Origin of the sequence: Salinilacustrithrix flava, assembly GCF_041228405.1 — a bacterium.
Classification (GTDB): Bacteria; Actinomycetota; Acidimicrobiia; order Acidimicrobiales; family Salinilacustritrichaceae; genus Salinilacustrithrix; species Salinilacustrithrix flava.
Genome location: NZ_CP133888.1, coordinates 2,925,794 through 2,946,074 on the forward strand (window position 1 = coordinate 2,925,794; position 20,281 = coordinate 2,946,074).

General features: G+C 72.8%; 21 protein-coding genes. 12 read left to right on the plus strand and 9 right to left on the minus strand.

The window, feature by feature from the left end; genetic code table 11:
• Positions 1-27: 27 nt before the first annotated feature.
• The 3 genes from RGQ06_RS14370 (at position 28) to RGQ06_RS14380 (ending at position 3,086) form a co-directional block, all read left to right on the plus strand.
• Complete coding sequence (locus RGQ06_RS14370; RefSeq protein WP_432430171.1) at positions 28-582, plus strand: hypothetical protein; 555 nt, start codon at positions 28-30, stop codon at positions 580-582.
• A 63-nt stretch (positions 583-645) separates the two neighbouring features.
• Positions 646-1,773 carry a hypothetical protein gene (locus tag RGQ06_RS14375; RefSeq protein WP_432430172.1) on the plus strand — a complete coding sequence of 376 codons (1,128 nt, stop codon included), beginning with the start codon at positions 646-648 and terminating at the stop codon, positions 1,771-1,773.
• Positions 1,770-3,086 (plus strand): hypothetical protein, encoded by a 1,317-nt coding sequence (locus tag RGQ06_RS14380; RefSeq protein ID WP_432430173.1) that lies wholly within the window; start codon positions 1,770-1,772, stop codon positions 3,084-3,086. The genes RGQ06_RS14375 and RGQ06_RS14380 overlap by 4 nt, the downstream gene beginning before the upstream one ends.
• Positions 3,087-3,112: 26 nt before the next feature.
• Here the strand turns inward: RGQ06_RS14380 and RGQ06_RS14385 are convergent, their stop codons facing one another.
• The 3 genes from RGQ06_RS14385 to RGQ06_RS14395 are packed head-to-tail and all read right to left on the minus strand — an operon-like array spanning position 3,113 to position 6,072.
• A complete protein-coding gene (locus tag RGQ06_RS14385; protein ID WP_432430174.1) occupies positions 3,113-4,120 on the minus strand; it encodes an LLM class F420-dependent oxidoreductase in 1,008 nt (335 codons plus the stop codon).
• Between the two features lie 45 nt (positions 4,121-4,165).
• The gene (locus RGQ06_RS14390) at positions 4,166-5,014 is read right to left on the minus strand and encodes a proteasome assembly chaperone family protein (RefSeq protein WP_432430175.1); all 849 of its coding nucleotides are present in this window, start codon (positions 5,012-5,014) and stop codon (positions 4,166-4,168) included.
• A 38-nt stretch (positions 5,015-5,052) separates the two neighbouring features.
• Positions 5,053-6,072: a phosphotransferase family protein gene (locus tag RGQ06_RS14395; protein ID WP_432430176.1), complete on the minus strand. Its 1,020-nt coding sequence runs from the start codon at positions 6,070-6,072 to the stop codon at positions 5,053-5,055.
• A gap of 124 nt (positions 6,073-6,196) precedes the next feature.
• Between RGQ06_RS14395 and trxA the strand changes: the two genes are divergently transcribed.
• On the plus strand, positions 6,197-6,916 hold the full coding sequence (trxA, locus tag RGQ06_RS14400; protein ID WP_432430177.1) for a thioredoxin: 720 nt from the start codon (positions 6,197-6,199) through the stop codon (positions 6,914-6,916).
• Positions 6,917-6,939: 23 nt separating this feature from the next.
• Complete coding sequence (locus RGQ06_RS14405) at positions 6,940-7,278, plus strand: hypothetical protein (RefSeq protein WP_432430178.1); 339 nt, start codon at positions 6,940-6,942, stop codon at positions 7,276-7,278.
• Here RGQ06_RS14405 and RGQ06_RS14410 read toward each other — a convergent pair.
• Both RGQ06_RS14410 and RGQ06_RS14415 read right to left on the minus strand, forming a co-directional pair.
• The gene (locus tag RGQ06_RS14410; protein WP_432430179.1) at positions 7,263-8,033 is read right to left on the minus strand and encodes a hypothetical protein; all 771 of its coding nucleotides are present in this window, start codon (positions 8,031-8,033) and stop codon (positions 7,263-7,265) included. The genes RGQ06_RS14405 and RGQ06_RS14410 overlap by 16 nt on opposite strands.
• Before the next feature lie 24 nt (positions 8,034-8,057).
• Entirely contained in the window at positions 8,058-8,549 is a 492-nt protein-coding gene (locus RGQ06_RS14415; protein WP_432430180.1) for an RNA polymerase sigma factor, read from the minus strand.
• A gap of 122 nt (positions 8,550-8,671) precedes the next feature.
• Here RGQ06_RS14415 and RGQ06_RS14420 point away from each other — a divergent pair, with 122 nt between their 5' ends.
• From RGQ06_RS14420 to holA, 4 genes are read left to right on the plus strand one after another with little or no spacing between them, the layout of a single operon-like run.
• Positions 8,672-9,337, plus strand: a complete 666-nt coding sequence (locus RGQ06_RS14420) for a helix-hairpin-helix domain-containing protein (RefSeq protein ID WP_432430181.1) — start codon at positions 8,672-8,674, stop codon at positions 9,335-9,337.
• Positions 9,330-11,195, plus strand: coding sequence for a ComEC/Rec2 family competence protein (locus tag RGQ06_RS14425; RefSeq protein ID WP_432430182.1), 1,866 nt, complete (start codon positions 9,330-9,332; stop codon positions 11,193-11,195). The genes RGQ06_RS14420 and RGQ06_RS14425 overlap by 8 nt, the downstream gene beginning before the upstream one ends.
• A gap of 9 nt (positions 11,196-11,204) precedes the next feature.
• Positions 11,205-11,777 carry a hypothetical protein gene (locus RGQ06_RS14430; protein ID WP_432430183.1) on the plus strand — a complete coding sequence of 191 codons (573 nt, stop codon included), beginning with the start codon at positions 11,205-11,207 and terminating at the stop codon, positions 11,775-11,777.
• Entirely contained in the window at positions 11,774-12,754 is a 981-nt protein-coding gene (gene holA / locus RGQ06_RS14435; RefSeq protein ID WP_432430184.1) for a DNA polymerase III subunit delta, read from the plus strand. The genes RGQ06_RS14430 and holA overlap by 4 nt, the downstream gene beginning before the upstream one ends.
• A gap of 72 nt (positions 12,755-12,826) precedes the next feature.
• Here holA and rpsT read toward each other — a convergent pair whose 3' ends face one another.
• Positions 12,827-13,099, minus strand: coding sequence for a 30S ribosomal protein S20 (gene rpsT, locus RGQ06_RS14440; RefSeq protein ID WP_432430185.1), 273 nt, complete (start codon positions 13,097-13,099; stop codon positions 12,827-12,829).
• A 119-nt stretch (positions 13,100-13,218) separates the two neighbouring features.
• On the opposite strand from rpsT, the gene RGQ06_RS14445 reads away from it, so the two are divergent.
• The 3 genes from RGQ06_RS14445 (at position 13,219) to rarD (ending at position 16,932) form a co-directional block, all read left to right on the plus strand.
• Entirely contained in the window at positions 13,219-14,079 is an 861-nt protein-coding gene (locus tag RGQ06_RS14445) for an alpha/beta fold hydrolase (protein ID WP_432430186.1), read from the plus strand.
• A gap of 68 nt (positions 14,080-14,147) precedes the next feature.
• On the plus strand, positions 14,148-15,947 hold the full coding sequence (gene lepA / locus RGQ06_RS14450) for a translation elongation factor 4 (protein WP_432430187.1): 1,800 nt from the start codon (positions 14,148-14,150) through the stop codon (positions 15,945-15,947).
• Positions 15,948-15,972: 25 nt separating this feature from the next.
• Positions 15,973-16,932: an EamA family transporter RarD gene (rarD, locus tag RGQ06_RS14455; protein ID WP_432430188.1), complete on the plus strand. Its 960-nt coding sequence runs from the start codon at positions 15,973-15,975 to the stop codon at positions 16,930-16,932.
• Positions 16,933-16,991: 59 nt separating this feature from the next.
• Here rarD and RGQ06_RS14460 read toward each other — a convergent pair whose 3' ends face one another.
• The 3 genes from RGQ06_RS14460 to RGQ06_RS14470 form a co-directional block, all read right to left on the minus strand.
• The gene (locus tag RGQ06_RS14460; RefSeq protein WP_432430189.1) at positions 16,992-18,281 is read right to left on the minus strand and encodes an O-acetylhomoserine aminocarboxypropyltransferase/cysteine synthase family protein; all 1,290 of its coding nucleotides are present in this window, start codon (positions 18,279-18,281) and stop codon (positions 16,992-16,994) included.
• A gap of 137 nt (positions 18,282-18,418) precedes the next feature.
• A complete protein-coding gene (locus RGQ06_RS14465; RefSeq protein WP_432430190.1) occupies positions 18,419-18,919 on the minus strand; it encodes a hypothetical protein in 501 nt (166 codons plus the stop codon).
• Positions 18,919-20,244 (minus strand): aminoglycoside phosphotransferase family protein, encoded by a 1,326-nt coding sequence (locus RGQ06_RS14470; protein ID WP_432430191.1) that lies wholly within the window; start codon positions 20,242-20,244, stop codon positions 18,919-18,921. Before RGQ06_RS14470 ends, RGQ06_RS14465 begins: the two co-directional genes overlap by 1 nt.
• Positions 20,245-20,281 lie beyond the last annotated feature (37 nt).

Here is a 20,281-nt window from a genome sequence, read left to right on the forward strand (position 1 = left end):
GGGCGGTGCAGGGCTAGCGTCGTGTCCATGAGCCCCCGTGGCGTCGCGATCTCGATGCTGGCCGTGTCCGGCGTCGCCGTCGGCCACATCGTGGGCTACGGGGTCGCACACCCGCAGGCCGCGGCGCGGGAGGCCGCCCTCGGCGGTCACGCCTACCTCCCCGCGGCCGCAACGGTGGCCATCCCCCTCGGCGTCGTCGCCGCGCTCGCGTGGGCGATCCGCACGAGCCGCCAGCTCGGCCTCGCCGGCGCCATCCCGTTCCGGACGCTCGCCCTCGCCCAGCTCGGCGTCTTCGCCGTCCAGGAGGTCGGCGAGCGCGTCGCGGTCGGCGACGCCGCGTCCGGTGTCCTCACCGAGCGGGGCGTGTGGTTCGGGCTCCTGGCGCAGGTGGCGGTCGCCTACCTCATCACCCGGTCGATCGACGCCGTCCGTCGGGTGGTGCGACTCCTCACGGGTGGAGGTCGGGTCCTGCGCGACCTGGTCTGCCCTCCTGTCTCCATCGTCCCCGTGGTCGTGCGCGTCCAGCGTGCGGTGGCGGTCTCGGTCGGGCTCCGCGCCCCGCCGGTGGTCGGCGCGCGCTGACCCCGGGGCCGGCATCGGCCGGTCCGACCGACCACAGACGAACCACCACGAGGAGACCACACCATGGGACGACCCACGTTCCGCCGCGCGGCCGCGGTCCTCGCCGCCGCGCTGCTCGTCGCCGCCTGCGGCGACGACGACACGACCACCACGACCGCTGACGGCGCCGTCGCCGAACAGGGCGAGATGGCCGATGGCGGCCACAGCCACGGCGAGGGCATCGAGGTCGGCGATGCCGACGAGATCCCCACCGTCGCGATCACCGCCACCCCGGACGCCAAGTCGGGCATCAACCTGCAGGTGCAGACCACCGGCATCACCTTCGCCCCCGAGCACGCATCGTCCGAGCACGTCCTCGGCGAGGGCCACGCCCACGTGTACGTCGACGGCGAGAAGTACGGCCGCCTCTACGGCGAGTGGATGCACCTCGACGTCGAGGCGGGCGAGCACGAGATCCGCGTCGACCTCAACGCCAACGACCACTCGCCGCTGCTCGTCGACGGCGAGCCCGTCGACGACGTCGTGACCGTCGAGGCCCCGGAGCCGCCCAGCGGCCACGGCCACGCCGAGGGCTTCGAGGCCGACGCGCCCCACCCGACGGTGGCGCTCACCGTGACGGAGGACCCGAAGTCGGGTTGGAACGTGCACGTCGAGACCACCGACTACACCTTCGCCCCCGAGAAGGCCTCGACCATGGAGACGACGTCGGGGGAGGGTCACGCCCACCTCTACGTCGACGGCCGCAAGATCGCCCGGATGTACGGCGAGTGGCTCCACGTCGACGAGGACCTCGCACCCGGGGACCACGAGTTCCGGGTCGAGCTGTCGGCGAACGACCACTCGCCCTACCTGGCCGACGGTGCACCCATCGAGGCGGTCCAGACCGTGACGGTGGAGGGTGTGCCCGAGGACGCGCCGTCGGCCGACGACGCCGACCAGGTGATCGAGGTGGAGATCGCCAATGACTCCGTCGACAACGGCGGCCGCCACGAGGTCTCCGTCGGCGACACCGTGGCGCTGGTGATCACCAGCGACGTGGACGACGACATCCACGTGCACGGCTACGACCTCTACGCCGACATCGGTCCGTCCGGCCCGGCCACCGTCCTGGTGGAGGCCACGATGCCCGGGGTCTGGGAGGTCGAGCTGCACGACAGCGGCCTGTTCCTGCTGGAGCTGGCGGTCTCGTGATCCTCGCCCACGGGGTCGGCAGCCGTGCCGACCTGCCGGTCGAGCCGTGGCTGTTCGCGTACTCGGCCGCCTTCGCCCTGCTCATCTCCTTCGCCGCGCTGCGGCTGCTGTGGCCCCGGCCGCGGCTGGCGGACGCCGCGGCCGGCACCGCGGCGCCGGCCGCGCTGGGGACGGTGGCGTCGGTGCTCGGCACCGTCGTCCAGGCTCTGGCGCTCGTGCTGTTCGGCGTGACGCTGCTGGCGGCGTGGTTCGGCGAGGACGCGGTCTCGGCCAACCTCGCGCCCACCGCGCTGTACATCGCGCTGTGGATCGGCATGCAGGTCGCGAGCGCGGTGCTCGGGGACGTGTGGCGACGGATCAACCCGCTGTGGACGGTGGCGTCCGCGCTCGATCGCGTCCGGGGGCGGGACCCGGAGACGTCGACGGCGACCGGCTGGTGGGCGTCGAACTGGCCGGCGGCCCTGGGGCTGCTCGCCTTCCACTGGCTCGAGCTCGCCTACTTCGAACCGGCCTCCCTCACGGCCGTGGCGGCGTTCATCAGCGCCTACACGATCGTCGTCCTGGTGGCGGCGAGCCGGTTCGGTGCCGGTTGGGTGCGCACCGGGGACGGCTTCGCCGTGCTGTTCGGCCTCCTCGGTGCGCTCTCGCCGCTGCACCGCGACGACGGCGGCCGCCTGCGCCTGCGGGTCCCGGGCGCCGGTCTGGCTGCCGTCGAGCTGCGGCGCGGCAGCCTCGGCGTGGTCCTCGTGGTCCTCGGCGGAACGACCTTCGACGGCGTCACCCGCACCCAGTGGTGGAGCGACCTGGTCGGCGGTCGGCGCGAGTGGGACCTGACCGCGGTCAACACCGTCGGCCTGCTGCTGACGATCGCCACGGTGGCGATGGCCTACCTCGTCGCCATCCGGGTGCTCGGCGCGCTGGCCCGAGACGACACCGACCTCATGGAGCAGGCCCGACGCTGGGGTCCGTCGCTGATCCCGATCGTGCTCGGCTACTCGATCGCGCACTACTTCTCGTTGCTGGTGTTCGAGGGGCAGAGCTTCCTCGCCCTCCTGTCGGACCCCCTCGGCTCCGGGCGGGACCTGTTCGGCACCGCGGAGAACACGATCGACTTCACCGTGGTCACGGCCGACCAGATCGCCTACACCCAGGTGGCGGCGATCGTCATCGGCCACATCGCCGGCGTGATCGCCGCCCACGACAAGGCGGTGGAGCGCTACCCCCACCGCACCGCCGTGTTGAGCCAGTACCCGCTGCTGGCCGTGATGGTGGCCTACACCGTCTCCGGCCTGCTGCTCCTGCTCAACGCGTGAGGCTCCTGGCAGCGACTGCGGAACGATCAGCCGCGCATGTCCTCGAGCACCCGCTGCCAGCGATCCCGGTTGCCGGCGTAGGGGGCGTAGAAGCTGAGCCGGGAGATGACGTCGCCGTAGCGGCGCTGGAGCTCGGGGCCGATCTCCTCGGGCTCGCCCACGACCGCGAACGTCGACAGGATCTCGTCGTCGATGAGCGTGCCCATCTCCTCCCACTTGCCCTCCTTGGACATGCGGTTGAGATCGGTCTGGAGCTCGCCCCAGCCGTGGCACTCGAGGACGGGGCGGTACGCCGGCGTCGAGCCGTAGAAGGCGATCTGGCGCCGGGTGCCGACCTTGGCCGCCTCCAGCTCCTCCTCGGTGTTGCCGGTGACCACGAAGCTCGGGCCGCAGATCTCGAAGCCCTCGAGGGTCTTGCCGGCCTTCTGGCGCCCGGCCTCGAGCGCCGGCAGGGTCACCTCGCGGAGGTACTTCTCGGTCGTGAAGCCGTGGCAGAAGAACCCGTCGCAGACCTCGCCGGCGACCTCGGTCATCAGCGGGCCGACGCCGGCGAGGAACACCCGGGGGTGGCCGTACTCGTGGGGGCCCGGGTTGAAGAACGGGGTCATCAGGGTGTGGGTGTAGAAGTCGCCCTTGAAGTCGAGCTTCGCCCCGGTCATCCAGCTGTCCCAGATGGCGTGCATGGCCAGCACCATCTCCCGCATGCGGGCGGCGGGCTTGGACCACTCCATGGAGAAGCGCTTGGTGATGTGGGGCTTGATCTGGCTGCCCAGGCCGAGGATGAAGCGGCCCTTCGAGTACTGGGTCAGGTCGTAGGCCGTGTTGGCCAGGGTCATGGGCGAGCGGGCGAAGGCCACGGCGATGGAGGTGCCGATCTCGATGCGCTCGGTGTGCTCGGTGGCCAGGACCAGCGGCAGGAACGGGTCCCGTGAGGTCTCCGGCACCCAGATGCCGTCGTAGCCGAAGTCCTCGGCCTCCTTCGCCTGCTCGCCAGCCGCCGTGAGGTCGAGGCCGATGCCCCCGTCGATCTTCATGACCGGATCATACGTTTCTTGACTGACCGGTCAAGTTCGGTGGCCTCAGTCTCCCTGCTCCCGGAGGAAGCGCTGCAGCTCCTCGGCCAGCTCGTCGCCGGAGGGGAGCTCCCCGCCGCCGAGGGAGGGCTCGTCACCGGCCATCGCCTCGAGGGACTCGTCGTAGGCCTCCTCGAGCTGACGGATCATCGCGACGTGCTGAGGGTTGGACTCGACGAGCTCGTCGATGCGGGTGCGCATCGCGCCGATCTCGGTGTCGAGGTCCTCGGTGCCGAAGTCGGTGCCGGCCACCAGGTTGAGGCCCTCGATGAGGCGTGCGGCCGCCGCCGGGTAGCGCATCGCCGCCACGTAGTGCGGCACCTGGGCCCACACGCCGACGGCGGGCAGCCCGATGCCGGCGAAGCGCTGCTCGAGCACCGCCTCGATGCCGGCGGGGACGTCGACGGTGCCCCGCACGAGGCCGACCTGGGCGGCGAGGTCGTCGGTGGAGGCGGTGGCGGAGAGCTGGACGGGCCGCGTGTGGGGCGCGGCGGCCGGGTACGCGCCGAGGCCGACCTGCATCCGGCACCCCAGCTCCACGGCGAGCGCCAGCACCGAGTCGGCGAAGGCGTTCCAGGCGTGGTCGGGCTCGACGCCGGTGAGCAGCAGCACGTCGGTCCCGTTCGGTGCCACCGTGGCGTGCAGCTCGGTGGCCGACCAGGTCAGCCCGGTGTTGACCCCGTCCACGAGGTGCAGGATCGGGCGCCGGGCCCGGAAGTCGAGCAGGGCATCGGCGTCGAAGGTCGCCACGTGGGTGGACTCGCCCTGGGCGACGATGGACTCGACCGCCCGTGCCGCCGCCCCGCCGGCGTCGATCCAGCCGTCGAGCGCGACGAGCAGGATCGGTGCGTCCACGTCGGGACGGTGGTGGAGCTCGTACAGGGACACTGCGATCAGGCCAGCCGATCCACCGCGGCCTTCGCCTGCGCGGCGAGGGCCTCGACCTGGAGCTTGAAGCCGTCGAAGTCCGACGTGTCACGGGTGCCCATGGAGCCGCCGATGTAGCGGGCGTAGACACCCTCGACGATGCAGGCGAGCTTCCAGTAGCCGAAGGCGACGTAGTAGTCGATGTTCGACAGGTCGCGGCCCGACGCCGCGGCGTAGCGGTCGAGCAGCTCCTGGCGGGTGCGCATGCCCTCGGCGGCGGTCGGCGCCCCCAGCGTGGGGGAGCGGTCGCCCGGCTCGGACCAGTAGACCATCAGCAGACCGACGTCGGCGAGGGCGTCGCCCAGCGTGCACAGCTCCCAGTCGAGGACCGCGATCACGTCGCCCTGGTCGTCCACCATGCAGTTGTCGAGGCGGTAGTCGCCGTGGACGATGGCGGCCGGGCCCTGGTCGGGCACGTCGGCGCTGAGGACCCGGTGGACCTCGTCGATCTCGGGCAGCTCGCGGGTCTTGGACTTCTCCCACTGGCCGTACCAGCGCTTCAGCTGGCGCTCGATGTAGCCGTCCTTGCGGCCGAGGTCGCCCAGGCCGACGGCGTCGACGTCGACGGCGTGGATGCGGGCGAGCACGTCCACGAGGGAGTCGCCGCAGTTCGCCCGGGCCTCCGGGGAAAGCGCCAACGCCTCGTCCTGGGTGCGCAGCACGTGACCGTCGACGAAGTCCATGACGTAGAAGGGTGCGCCGTTCACCGAGTCGTCCGGGACGTAGCCGAGCGGCGGGGCGACGGGGATGTCGGTGTCGTGCAGGGCGGCGATGATGCGGTGCTCGCGACCCATGTCGTGGGCGCTGGCCAGGACCTGGCCCAGGGGCGGTCGACGCAGCACCGTGCGGCGGCCGCTCGCATCGGTGACCCGGTACGTGAGGTTCGAGTGGCCGCCGGCGATGAGCTCGAACTCGAGCGGTGGCGTCACCCCGGGCACGTTCGCCCGGTACCAGTCCGTGACCGGTTCGATCTCGATTCCCTGCACGTCCGCCACTGGGCCTCCGTCTCTCGCGGTGTGGGTTCGCCAACCTAGTGAGCCACCCCCGGCGACGTTCATCCGCCGACCCTCGGGGGCGGTGCGATCGGACCCCGCCGGTAGGTTGGCGCGCATGTCATACGTCGACGTGACCGACCAGACGTTCCAGACCGAGGTGATCGACCGCTCCACGCAGGTGCCGGTCGTCGTCGACCTCTGGGCCGAGTGGTGCGGGCCGTGCAAGACCCTCGGCCCGATCATCGAGAAGGTGGTCGATGCCACCGGCGGCAAGGTCGTGCTGGCCAAGGTCGACGTCGACGCCAACCGCGCCATCGCCCAGGCCTTCCAGGTCCAGTCCATCCCGGCCGTGTACGCCATGCGCGACGGCAAGGTGGTCGACGGCTTCGTGGGTGCGCTGCCCGAGCACCAGGTCCAGGCCTGGGTCGACCAGCTCATCCCGTCCGCCGAGGAGTCCGAGGTCGCGCAGCTGATCGCCGCCGGCGACGAGGCATCGCTCCGCCAGGCGCTCGAGCTCGAGCCCGGCAACGAGCAGGCCATCACCGGGCTGGCTGCGCTGCTCATCGACGGTGGCACCAACGAGGGCAAGGCCGAAGCCCTCGACCTGCTGGCCCGCATCCCCGAGACCGAGGCCACCCGCCACCTGGCCGCCCAGGCCCGCATGGCCAACCCCGACGTGCCCGCCGACGTGGAGTCCGTCCTCGACGGCCTGCTGCCGAAGGTCAAGGCCGACGAGGACGCCAAGCAGGAGTACCTCGACATGCTCGAGCTGATGGGCCCCTCCGACCCCCGCACCGCCGACTACCGCAAGAAGCTGGGCGCCGCCCTCTTCTAGGCCCGGCGCCGGCTGGTCTCCACGTGCGACGCCGGCGGCCTCCCGGGATCGAGGACATCCGCATCGTGCACGGGTTCGCCGCGCCCGGGGCCAGCGCCACCACCTTCGGCCGGACCGTGTTCGTGCGCCGTGGCGTGACCATGGGCCCGCGGCTGCGGCGCCACGAGTACGAGCACGTCCTGCAGTTCCACCGCCTCGGCCGGGTCCGGTTCATCGTCCGCTACGTCGTCGAGTACCTGCGCTGGCGCCTGCGCCGCCACGGCCACGACGGCGCCTACCGGCGCATCTCCCTGGAGATCCAGGCCGAGTGGCGGGCCCGCCGCGAGCTCGGCATCGGCGTGGTCGATCAGCCCTCGACCTGATCCGTGGGTTCGGTCGCCTCGGTCTGGAGCTCCTCGGTCTCCGTCGACTCGGTCTCGGTCTCCGTCTCGGTCAGGGGCGCCTCGGTGGCCGGCTCCTCGGTCTCGGTCTCGACCTCGAGCTCCTCGCTCTCGACCTCGAGCTCCTCGCTCTCGACCTCGAGCTCCTCGGGTTCGTCCGCTTCGACATCGATGTCCCGTCCGCAGGTGGTGGCGCGCTCGGCTCTCGCCGCGTCCTTCTCCGCAGGGGTCATCTTGTTGCCGGCCCACGGCGGCGGGCCCTTGCACGGATCGCCGTCGTTCGGGTGGCCCCCGGGCGGGCCGGCGCCGTCGGGCCGGCCCTTGGCCTTGCCGTTGCCCTGACCGGCGTGGTCGGGGCGACCCGACTTGATCCTGTCCTTGCACTCCTGCTTGGCGGCCTGCTTCGCGGCCTCGTCCTCGATGGTGCGGGCTGCGCTCGAGATGCACTGGCCGCGGTTCCTCGGGTTCTCGACGTCCACCTGGACGACCGCGAGCACGTCGTGGGCGACCTGCTGGGCGGGGTCGGGGAGGGCACCGGCCATGGCGAAGCCGGTGGAGCCGACGGCGAAGCCGACGAACGCGGCGGCGGCCACGGCGAGGCGACCGAAGCGCTTCGGCTTCTCGACGACCGGCGAGGCGGCGTGCATCTGGCTGAGGTGGCTGGCGCGGACCTCGCCGGGGACCGGCTCCTCGCCGGAGGCACGGAGGCGCTGGGTGATCTCGTTCTCGTCCATCATCCCCGTGATCGTGCGAGGGCCCGATCAGGTCACGGTCGTCGGCGACAGGCGCGCGGCCAGCGCCTCCAGGCCCCGGACGGAGAGCATCTTCACCGACCCCGGGCTGCGTCCGGTGATGGCGGCGACGTCCTCGACGGAGAGGTCGGCGACGTGGCGCAGCACCACGACCTGGCGCTGGTCGTCGGTGAGGGTCGCCAGGGCGGCGGCGAGGTCGGGGTCGAAGGGATCTTCGGGTTCGACCACATCGGGCGACGGCGGCCCGGGCGGGACCTGGCGGGTCGCCCGCCGGATCTCGTCGACCCGGCGGTGGTGGGCGATGGTGAACACCCAGCGACGCAGGGCGGCGTCGTCGCCCTCGAAGCTGGCCAGGCGCTGGGTGACCGCGACGAAGACGTCGCCGGTGAGGCCCTCGGGGTCGGCCATGCGGTGGGAGCGGAAGTAGCCGAGCACCGCAGGCGCGAGGGCGTCGTAGACCCCTTCGATCGAGCGGGGGTCCGCACCCCGGCGGCGTCGCACCGTCCCATCATCCCACCGGGCCCCGGGCCGAGCGCGCCCGGAGCGGACATCGCCTACGCTGGCGCTCGACTTCCCCGGTCGAACCGTCGTGCCCACGGGCCGACGTGTGCGCGGAGGAAGCCATGTTCGGCGACGAGGACGACGCCTCGGGTTCCCAGGTGCCGGACCGCCTCCGGGCGCGCTGGGAGGAGCTGCTCGATGCGACCGGTGTCGGCACCCGGTCATTGGTTGCCGGCGTGGCGGTGGTGGGGCTCGTGCTCGGCGCGCTCTGGTGGTTGACCAGGCAGTCGCCGCCGCCGGTCGAGGCGACGCTGCCGCTGGTGCAGGCCACCGCGCCGGACACGACCACCACGACGGCGGGGCCGGTCGTCGTCCACGTGGCCGGCGCCGTCGTCGCGCCCGGGGTGCACCAGCTGCCGCCCGGCTCCCGTGTCATCGACGCGGTCGAGGCCTCCGGCGGGCTCACGCCGGACGCCGACGCCGGCGCGGTCAACCTGGCGGCGGAGGTCGTGGACGGTTCCCAGGTCTACGTGCCCCGGATCGGCGAGGTCCCGCCTCCACCACCGCCCGGGCCCGACGGCAGCAGCGTGGAGGCCGGGCCGGTCGACCTCAACGCCGCCGACGCGACGTTGCTCGAGACGTTGCCCGGCATCGGCCCTGCGACGGCGGCGGCCATCATCGACCATCGCGAGCGGCACGGGCCGTTCGCGACCGTCGACGGCCTCCTCGCCGTGCGGGGGATCGGCGAGGCGAAGCTGGCGGCGCTCCGGGACCTCGTGCGTGTCTGAGCCCGTCGCCTTGGCGGTCACCGACGCGGTCGGCGCCGACCGACGCGAGGACCTGCCCGGCGTGGCGTTGGCGGCGGCGGCCTGGATCGGGGCGACGCTGGCGCGGCCGGTCCCCGGGATGGCGATGGCCGGCATCGTGGGGCTGGTGGTGGCCGGGTGCGCCGTGGTCCGTGGCTCGCGCGCCTCTGGCCCGGCTGGCCTCGTGCTGGTGGCATCGGTGCTGGCCCTGCTGACCTCGGCGCTGGGGGCGCGGTCGCTGGCCGGGCTGACACCCGTCGCCACGGGCGACGTGGACGCGGCGGTCACCCTCGTCACCGACCCGGAGCCGACGGCCGCGGGGCGCCTCCGGGTCGAGGTCAGACTCGACGGACGCCGGTTGCTCGGCGAGGCACGGGCGCCGGCCGCGATCGAGGCCCTGCGGGCGCGTCTGGCCGGGGACCGGGCCGTGGTGCGGGGCGTCGTGGAGCCCTTCGAGGATCGCCAGGACTGGGCGGTGGCACGCCACCTCGCCGGCCGCCTCCGCATCGAGTCCGTGACCGCGGTCGGGGGCAGCGCACCGCACGCCAGCGCCGCCAACGGCCTGCGGCGGGTGCTCGACCGAGGGGCGGCGAGCCTGCCCGACCGCCACCGGTCCCTGCTCGCCGGGCTCACGCTCGGTGACGACCGGGCCCAACCGGCGGAGCTCACGGCCGACTTCCGGGCCTCGGGCCTCACGCACCTCTTGGCGGTCTCGGGCCAGAACGTGGTCTTCATCCTGGCGGTCGCCGGCCCGCTGCTCCGCCGGCTGCGCATCTGGCCGCGGTTCGTGGTCGCCGTGTCGGTGGTGGCCGGGTTCGCCTTCCTCACGCGGTTCGAGCCATCCGTGGTGCGGGCGGCGTTCGTGGCCGGGGTCGCGCTCTGGGCCTCGACCTCGGGCCGGCCGTCGGGCGGGCTCCGCCACCTCGCGCTCGCCGTGTGCGCCCTGCTGGTCGTGGACCCGCTGCTCACCCGGTCGGTGGGCTTCCGCCTGAGCGTCGCGGCCTGCCTCGGCGTCCTGCTGCTGTCCGGGCCGATCGTGGCCCGGCTGCCCGGCCCCCGCTGGGTGCGGGAGGCGCTCGGCATGACCGCCGGCGCCCAGCTCGCGGTGGCACCGGTGCTGGTCCCGACCTTCGGCGCCATGCCGCTCGCGGCGCTCCCGGCCAACGTGCTGGCTGCGCCGCTGGCGGGCGCGCTGATGGTGTGGGGCGTGACCGCCGGCGCGGTCGCCGGTGTCGTCGGAGGTGCGCCGGCCGAGCTGCTCCACCTGCCGTCGGCGTTCGGCCTCTGGGCGCTCGAGCTGGTCGCGTCGCTGAGCGCGGCGCTGCCCCTCGGCCACGTCGATCTGCGCCACGTCGGGGTCGCTGCGGTCGCCGGGCTGCTCCTCGCGACGCACCGGTCCTGGGCGCGGGCCGTCGCCGTGGTGCTCCTCGGCGCCGCCCTGGCCGTCCCGGCCACGGTGCGCGTGCCCGCCGGCGCATCCGCCGCAGGCTGGGCCGCCACCGTGTGGAGCGACGGCCCGGTGGCGGTGGTGGACCTGCGACCGGGCGCGTCCGGGGTCGAGGTGCTGGACGTCCTGCGGCGCCGGCAGGTGCACGTCGTCGGGCTGGTCGTGATCCGGGCCGGCCGTCCGGAGCTGGCCGAGGTCGTCGAGTCGGTCCGGGCTCGCTTCCCGGTGCACGTCGTCCTGGCACCGGAGGGCACCCCGGTACCGGACCACGTGGTGCCCGAGCCCGGGCTCGTCGCCGGTGTGGCGGGCTTCGAGGTCCACGTCTCCTCGGCGTCGCCGGTGCTGGAGGTGCGGATCGGACGGGGAGCGGGGGAGCCGCCGACGCAGCGGTAGGTTCGGCTGGTGCTCCTGGCGCTCGGTCAACTCCAGCTCGACACGGCCGCGCGCACGGCCGTGATCGGTCTGGTCGAATCGCTGGATCCGGGCTGCATCGAGGCCGTCGCATGCGGCGCCGACGCCGTCTGGCTCCGCTGCGGCGCCACGATCGCCCAGGTCAGCGAGGCCGCCGAGCGCGGCGGTCGGCCGGTCGGCCTCACCGTGGACGGCCTGGTCCGATCGGCGGAGCTGGCGGCTGCCGGCGCGGTCGCGGTCGAGGTCCGCGCTGCCAATGTCGACGTCGCCGAGATGGTGGCGGCCCCCGAGCTGAGCTTCTGGTGCACGCCGGACGTCGCCCGCCGCGCGCTCGAGGCCGGCGTGACCCCGGATCGCCTGATCGTCGAAGGAGAGGCGTGGACCGGTCCCGGAGTCGTCGGCCGGACCGTCGGCGGCGAGGGCCCGAGCGCGTGGGGCGCGGTCGTGCGAGCGGTGCACGACGGGGTCGGCGCGGTGCGCGCCAGCGACACCCGGGCCGTGCGCCGGGTGGTCACCGTGGCCGATCGCCTGGTGGCTGCGCAGGCGGCTGGGGGTGCACGATGAGCCGTCCGCCGGTCATCTTGATCAAGGGCGCCGACGACATCCTCCGGTCCGCCCGTCGCTCCGCCGTGATCGCCGAGCAGGTGGGCGACGCCGACGCGACCCTCGTCGTGGACGAGCCCACCCTGGACGAGGACGAGCGCCTCCGTCCGCTGGTCGACGCGGCCCAGACGTCGCCGTTCTTCACGGACCACCGCGTGGTCGTCGGCCGCAGCATCGAGCGGTTCAAGGCCAAGGACGACCTCGCCGGCCTCCTCGACTACCTGGCCGACCCCCTGCCCACGACGGTGCTCGTGCTCGACTGGGGCGGCACCGGCCGGGTCCCCAAGGCCCTGTCGGACGCCATCACGGCCGCCGGCGGGGAGACCATCAGCACCGACCCCGGTCGGGACGTCGGCAGCTTCGTCGACGAGGCGGTGGCCAAGGCCGGGCTGTCCCTCGCCCGCGATGCCCAGCGGCACCTGGTCGACTGGCTGGGCGACGACCCGGGCAAGCTCCCGGGCGTGCTCGCCGTGCTGGCGTCCACCTACGGGGAGGGCGCCCGCCTCGGCATCGCTGACGTGGAGCCGTTCCTCGGCGACGCCGGCGGCGTGCCGCCATGGGACCTCACCGACGCGATCGACCGGGGCGACATCGCCGCGGCCATCACGACGCTGACCCGCATGCTCCGGTCGGGCCGCCACCCCATGCAGGTGATGGCCACCCTGCACACCCACTTCCAGCGCATCATGCGCCTCGACGGCGCCGGGGTGCGGGGGGAGAAGGAGGCGGCGACGGTCCTCGGGATGAAGGGCTCGACGTTCCCGGCCAAGAAGGCGCTGGCCCAGTCGCGCCGGCTCGGGTCCGACGGCGTGCGGGAGTCCATCCGCCTGCTCGCCCGCACCGACCTCGAGCTGCGCGGCACGATCGACTGGCCGGTCGAGCTGAGCATGGAGGTCCTCGTCGCCCGGCTGGCCCGGGTCGCGAAGGCGGTCCGCTAGGTGTAGGACCGAGGCCAGACGCGCAACGACCCCGCCGGAGCGGGGTCGTCGGGAACGCGAGGAGCGTCGGGGTCAGGCCTGCTCGGCCGACTCCAGGCGACGGACCTGCTTGATCAGGCGGGACTTCTTGCGAGCCGCCGTGTTCTTGTGGAGCACGCCCTTGGTGGCCGCGGTGTCGATGCGACGGATGGCGGCCTTGAGGGACTCGGCGGTCTCCTCGCCGTTCTGCGCGGCGTTGAGCACCTTCTTGGTGCGGGTCTGCAGCTCGCTGCGCACCGTCTTGTTGCGCTGGCGCGCCTTCTCGTTCTGGCGGTTGCGCTTGATCTGGCTCTTGATGTTGGCCACGTGGGGGACCTCTGGGGTTGCGAAGGTGGCGTGCGCGCGAGGGCGGGCACGGAAGCGATCATGGTAGCGGTGGACGAGCGGCGCGGGACAACCCAGCGCGTGGCGATCAGACTGCGCCCATGGTGACGGTGGACCTGCGCTGGGGCAGCAGCGAGCGGCGGACGGTCGACGGCGTCGGCATCCACGTCGAGCGGGCGGGCCCGCCGACCGGTCCCGCCCTCGTCTGCCTGCACGGCTTCGCCTCGGGGACCTTCACCTTCGCCGGCCTGGCCGCGGAGCTCCGGGATGAGCTGGGTCTGGTCGCGTGGGACCGTCCCCCGTTCGGTCGCAGCGACCGTCCCCCGCCCCGCACCGGCCCGGACGATCCCTACGCCCTCGCGGCCGACCTGCGGCGGACGGCCGCGCTCGTCGACCAGCTGACGGTCGGTGCCGGGCAGCGGGTGCTCGTGGGGCACTCCGCCGGCGCCCTGCTAACCATCCAGCTCGCCCTCGCCGGCACGACGTCGCTCGACGGGCTCGTCCTGCTCGCCCCCGCCATCGACGCCGAGCCACCGCTCACCGTCCGGGCCGTCGCCCGCCTCCCCGGCTCCGGGCTGGTCGCGGCGTCGATGCTCCGGGTCGGCATCCGGGGTGCGACGGCGTTCCTGCGGCGCTCCACCCGGCACGGCACGCCGCTGACGGATGCGACGGCCGTGGAGACCGGCCGGTGCCTGCGGGCGCCCGGCACCGCGGAGGCCCTCTGGCACCTCACGACGACGTGGGAGCCCCCGCAGGTCGCCGAGCGCCTCGGCGAGGTCGGGGTGCCGGCGGTGGTCATCGGCGGGATCGACGACCGCATCGTGTCCCTCGACGCGCACCGCACCGCGGCCGACGGCCTCGGTGCCGAGCTCCACCTGCTGGAGGGGGCCGGGCACGCTCCCCACGAGCAGCAACCCGGCGTCGTGGCCGGCATCATCCGGGACTTCGTGGCCGGTCTCTGACACCCCGGGGGAGCCGCAGATGCGATGGGGGAGGGGGTCAGGGCCGTTGGTAGCGTCGTGAGGTCCCCATGGCCTCTCCCCGACCGTCTCTCGATCGCATCCGGAACATCGCGATCATCGCCCACATCGACCACGGGAAGACGACCCTCTCGGATCGTCTGCTCGAGGTCACCGGCGCGGTCTCCTCCCGGGACATGAAGGAGCAGTTCCTCGACTCGATGGACATCGAGCGGGAGCGGGGCATCACCATCAAGCTCCAGTCGGTGCGCCTCGACTGGAAGGACCACGTGATCAACCTCATCGACACGCCGGGGCACGTGGACTTCGGCTACGAGGTCTCCCGCTCGCTCGCGGCGTGCGAGGGCGTCGTGCTGCTCGTCGACGCATCCCAGGGCATCGAGGCCCAGACGCTGGCCAACTGCTACCAGGCCCTCGAGCACGACCTCGAGATCATCGCGGTGCTCAACAAGATCGACCTGCCCGCGGCCGAACCGGACCGGGTGGCGGAGGAGATCGAGAGCGTCCTCGGGTTGCCGGCCGAAGAGATCCTCCACGTGTCGGGGAAGACGGGCGACGGCGTCACCGAGCTGCTCGACGCCATCGTGGAGAAGATCCCCCCGCCCGTCGGCGACGCCGACGCCCCGCTGCGGGCGCTCATCTTCGACTCGCACTACGACACCTACCGCGGCGTCGTCTCCTCGGTGCGGATCATGGACGGCACGATGCGCACCGGCGAGAAGCTGCGCTTCATGCAGGCGCGCACCACCAACGACGCCGACGAGATCGGTGTGCGCAACCCGGTCCCCACGCCGGTCGACGCGCTCGGCCCGGGTGAGACGGGCTACCTGATCGCCGGCATCAAGGACGTCGCCGAGGCGCGCTCGGGCGAGACGGTGACCACCGCATCCCACGGTGCCGAGGAGGCCTTGTCGGGCTACCAGGACCCCAAGCCCATGGTGTTCGCCGGCCTCTACCCGGTCGATGGCGACGAGTACTCCGACCTGCGCGACAGCCTCGAGAAGCTGCGCCTCAACGACGGCTCCTTCACCTACGAGCCCGAGACGTCGATGGCGCTCGGCTTCGGGTTCCGCTGCGGGTTCCTCGGCATGCTCCACATGGAGATCATCCGCGAGCGCCTCTCCCGCGAGTTCGACCTGAACCTGATCATCACCGCCCCGTCGGTGGCCTACGAGGTCGTCACCACGACGGGGGAGCGGGTCGGCGTCTCCAACCCCTCGGCCCTCCCCGAGCCCACGGAGATCGACTGGATCGAGGAGCCGATGTTCTCGATCTCGATCCTCACGCCTGCGGAGTACCTGGGGCCGATCATCGAGCTGTGCGAGAACCGCCGCGGCGAGCAGATCCGGATGGAGTACCTGTCGCCGGAGCGGGTGGAGATCACCTACAAGATCCCGCTCGCCGAGGTGGTGCGGGACTTCTTCGACCAGCTGAAGTCGCGGACCCAGGGCTACGCCAGCCTCGACTACGAGCTGGTCGGCTACGAGCGGGCCAACCTCGTGAAGGTCGACGTGCTGCTCAACAGCGTCGCGGCCGACGCGTTCTCCTCGATCGTGCACCGGGACAAGGCCTACGACTACGGCTCGAAGATGGCCGAGAAGCTCAAGGAGCTCATCCCGCGCCAGATGTTCGACGTGCCGATCCAGGCTGCGATCGGGGGCAAGATCATCGCTCGCGAGACGGTGAAGGCGAAGCGCAAGGACGTGCTGGCCAAGTGCTACGGCGGTGACATCTCCCGCAAGCGCAAGCTGCTCGAGAAGCAGAAGGAAGGCAAGAAGAAGGCCAAGAACATCGGCCGGGTCGAGGTGCCCCAGGAGGCCTTCGTGTCCGCCCTGCGGCTCGACGATTGAGATGCGTGCGACCGACCGGACGGCCATGAACAGGGCCGGCGTCGGGAGCGCCAGCGAGCAGCCGGCACGCGGCGCCGCGGAGCGGACCGCCCAGAGACACGGCATCACCGCCGGGTTCAGTGCCTACGCCCTGTGGGGCGTGTTCCCCCTCGTCTTCCGGCTGCTGGAGGAGGTCTCGGCGGTCGAGATCCTCTTCCACCGCATCGCGTGGTCGCTTGCCGTCGTGCTCGGCGTCCTCGCCGTGCAGCACCGCTACGCCGAGCTGGCCACCCTGGTTCGGCACCGCCGGTCCCTGCAGCGGCTCGCCCTCGCGGCGGTGTTCATCTCGATCAACTGGCTGACGTACATCTGGGCGGTGAACAGCGGCCACGTGGTCGACGCCGCGCTCGGCTACTACGTGAACCCCCTGTTCACGGTCGCCCTCGGCGTCATCGTGCTGCACGAGCGGCTGCGCCCGGCCCAGAAGGTGGCACTCGGCTTCGGCGTCGCCTCGGTGCTGGTGCTCACCGTGGCCAACGGCCGCGTCCCGTGGATCGCCCTGGTCCTCGCCGGCTCCTTCGGGATGTACGGCTACCTGAAGAAGGACGCCGGCGCCGCCGCGCTCACGTCGCTGGCCATCGAGACCGCCGTGCTCGCGCCGGTCGCCCTCGTCGGCCTCGCGGTGTTCGCCGGTCGGGGCGAGCTGTCGTTCACGAACGGCTCGCTGTGGCGCGACGCCCTGCTCGCCGGCCTCGGCGTGGTCACGGCCGTACCCCTGCTGCTGTTCGCCACCGCTGCGACCCGCATCCCGCTGTCGATGCTCGGGTTGCTGCAGTACATCACGCCGACGATGCAGCTGATCGTCGGCGTCGCGATCCTCGGTGAGTCGCTGCCGCCGGCCCGCCTCGCCGGCTTCGCCCTGGTCTGGATCGCCCTGACGGTCCTGGCAACCGACGCCGTGCAGAGCGAGCGCCGGTCTCGGCGCATCGCCGTCGAGCCCGTCTGAAGATCCCGTGGATCCGTCACCACCGGTGGTACGGATCCACGGGATTTCCGGGAGGTGGCTCAGTGGGCGGCGGCGAGGGCCTGCTCGAGGTCGGCGATGAGGTCCTTGGGGTCCTCGATGCCGATGGACAGGCGCACGACGTTCGCCGGCGCACCGGCGGCCTCGAGCTGCTCGGGCGAGAGCTGGCGGTGCGTGGTCGAGGCCGGGTGGATCACCAGGGACCGGGTGTCGCCGAGGTTGGCCACGTGGGTGAACAGCTCGAGGGAGTCCACGAACTTCACGCAGGCGTCGTAGCCGCCCTTCAGTGCGATGGTGAACAGCCCACCGGCGCCCTTCGGGCAGATGGTGGCCATGCGGTGGTGGTACGGCGAGGACTCGAGGCCGGCGTAGGTGACGGCATCGACGTGCTCGTTGCCCTCGAGCCAGCCGGCGACCTTCTCGGCGTTCTCGACGTGGCGGGCCATGCGCAGGCTCAGCGTCTCGATGCCGAGCAGCGTGTAGTGGGCGCCCTGGGGGTTCATGGTCATGCCGAGATCGCGCAGGCCGACCGCGATGCCGTGGAAGGTGAAGGCCATGGGGCCGAGGGCCTCGGCGAACACCAGGCCGTGGTACGCCGGCTCGGGCTGGGAGAGCGACGGGAACTTGTCCGAGGCCATCCAGTCGAACGTCCCGGAGTCGACGATGACGCCGCCGGTGACCGTGCCGTTGCCGGTGAGGTACTTGGTCGTCGAGTTCACCACCAGAGTGGCGCCGTGCTCGATCGGGCGGCACAGGTACGGGGTGGCCGAGGTGTTGTCGACGATGAGGGGCACGCCCTGGGCATCGGCGATGGCCGCGATGGCGGGCAGGTCGGTGATGTAGCCGCCCGGGTTGGCGATGGACTCGCAGAAGATGGCGCGGGTGTCGTCGTCGCAGGCCGCGGCCACTGCGTCGGTGTCGTCGAAGTCCACGAAGGTCGCCGACCAGCCGAAGCGCTTGATCGTCTGGGAGAACTGCGTGATCGAGCCGCCGTAGAGGCGGGTGGACACCACGACGTTGCGCCCCGGGGCCATCAGCGGGAACAGGGCCATGAGCTGGGCGGCATGTCCCGAGGAGCAGGCGACGGCGCCGGCACCGCCCTCGAGCGCGGCCATGCGGTTCTGCAGCGCCCACACCGTGGGGTTGGTGAGCCGGGAGTAGATGAAGCCGACCTCTTCGAGGTTGAACAGCTTGGCGGCGTGCTCGGCGTCGCGGAACGCGAACGACGTGCTCTGGTAGATCGGCACCTGCACGGCGCCGGTGGCCGGATCGGGCTCGGTGCCGGCGTGCACGAGCATGGTGTCGAAGCCGTGGTTGGGGCCGTCGGTCATCGGAGGTTCCTCTTCGTCGCATGGGGCGGGGTGGTGCGTCGACCGTAGGCCATCGACGTCGCTGTCCGGCACCGATCCCGGGCGCGACGGAGCCCGGACGGGGGCGGGGCCGTCCGGGCTCTCGTCGGGAGCGGCGCTCAGCTGTCGATGGAGTCGATGCTGTCGACCGAGGCCGGGCTGTCCGGCGAGTCGTCGACCGACGGGGCGGGAGCGGGCGCCGGGGCCGAGGCGGGGGAGTCCGGCGAATCTGCCGCCGGTGCGGGCGGGGGCGCCGGGGTCTCCTGGGCCGGTGAGACCTGCGCGGGGGCGGGGGCAGAGGGAGCGGACTGCATCGACGGTGCGGACTGCACCGAGGGAGCCGACTGGACGGACTGCGCCGAGGGAGCCGACTGCACCGAGGGTGCCGCCGGGCTGGCCGGGCTCGTCGGTGCGCTCATCGACTGGATCTCCGCCACCGGCGCCGGGAGCACCGAGAGCGGTGCGCTGAGGGCGCTGATCTGGCGGTCGATCTCCTGGAGCTCGACCGAGCTGGGCGGGGTGCTCGAGCTGTCGGCTCCGGCGAGGGCGACGGAGCCGAAGCCGGCGCCGAGCGCAGCGCCGCCGACCACGGCGGCCTTCCAGGTGAGTGTGCGTCGCATCATGCACTTCCTTTCGTCAGGGGGAGGGGGTGACGGTTCCCACTCTCGGGGTCGACCGTGAGGCCGTCGTGAGGAGCGGCTGAGAAACCCCTCATGTCGGTCCACGGTTCGACGAGGGCGGTGGCGTCGGCCACGACGGCGGCGACCCGCTCGGGCCAACCCTCGTGCTGCACGCGGTAGGGGCCGGTGGCCAGGCCGACCAGCACGGAGGCGACCGCCACGTCGATCGCCTCGGCGCCGACCAGCGCCGCAGCGTGGTCGTGCAGGGCGCGGACGTGGTCGTGCAGCCGCTCGGCAGCCGGGCTGCCCACGTCGAGGCCTCCCGCCCGGAACCGCAGGTGCCCGATGAGGGTGGCGAGGTCGTCGACCGGGTCGCCGATCGCCAGGTCGTCGAGGTCGAGCAGCCCGGTGACCGAGCCGTCGCGGTCGACGATGAGCTGGCCCTCGTGCAGATCCCCGTGGACGGCGACGCCGCTGCGTGCCGCCACGGGCTCGGCCTCGGCGGCGAACCGGGCGGTGAGCACGTCGAGGGCGGGCCCGAGCTCGGGCGCCACGGTCGCCACGAGCTGGGCGTGCCCGATGCCATCGGCGACGCGGCCGGCTCGGGTGGCGAGGCCGGTGGGATCGGCTCGGTGGATGCGCTCGAGGAGATCCCCGAGGGCCGCGGGCGCCGGCCATCCGGGAAGATCGGCCTTGATGCGCTCGCGGAACGTCGTGCCCGTGAGCGCACGGAGGACCACGAGGCCCCGTGCCGGATCCGTCGCCAGCACCTCGGGCACGGGCAGGCCGACGGCGAGGAGGCGCTCGTGCCGGTCGACCAGCTCGGGGACCAGCGCCGGTGGGACGGCCTTGAGGTAGGCGACCGCGTCGTCGCCGGTGAGGCGCACGACGGCCCGCTCGGTGGGCCGGTAGGAGACGACCTCGACGGCGGGTCGAGCGCCGGTGATCGAGCCGACGAGATCGTCGGTGCGTCCGGGCGTGACGGCATCCTCGAGCCCGACGACGACGGGGTCGAAGGGCCACCGCCACACCGACGCCACGAGCTCCAGCCCGCCCGCCTCGGCCACGACCGGGACGGCGCCGGGGAGGGCACCGGACCGGTGCGCGGCGGCGAGCAGGGTCTCGTCCCGCCGGCGGCCGTCACCCCAGGTCACGTCACCCCGGTAGCGGACGACCAGGTCCGAACCGGGTCGGTACTGGACCTGGGACGTGCGCGCTCCGTGCAGCGTCCCCCCGGCGGCGCGCACCGCCGCGGCCAGCACGTCCGTCGCGCCGGTGCCGGTGAGGTGGGCCACCGCAGGCACGGCGGGGTCGTCGATCTCCACGTCGCCATCCTCCCGATGGGCGGTGAGAGCGGTGTGA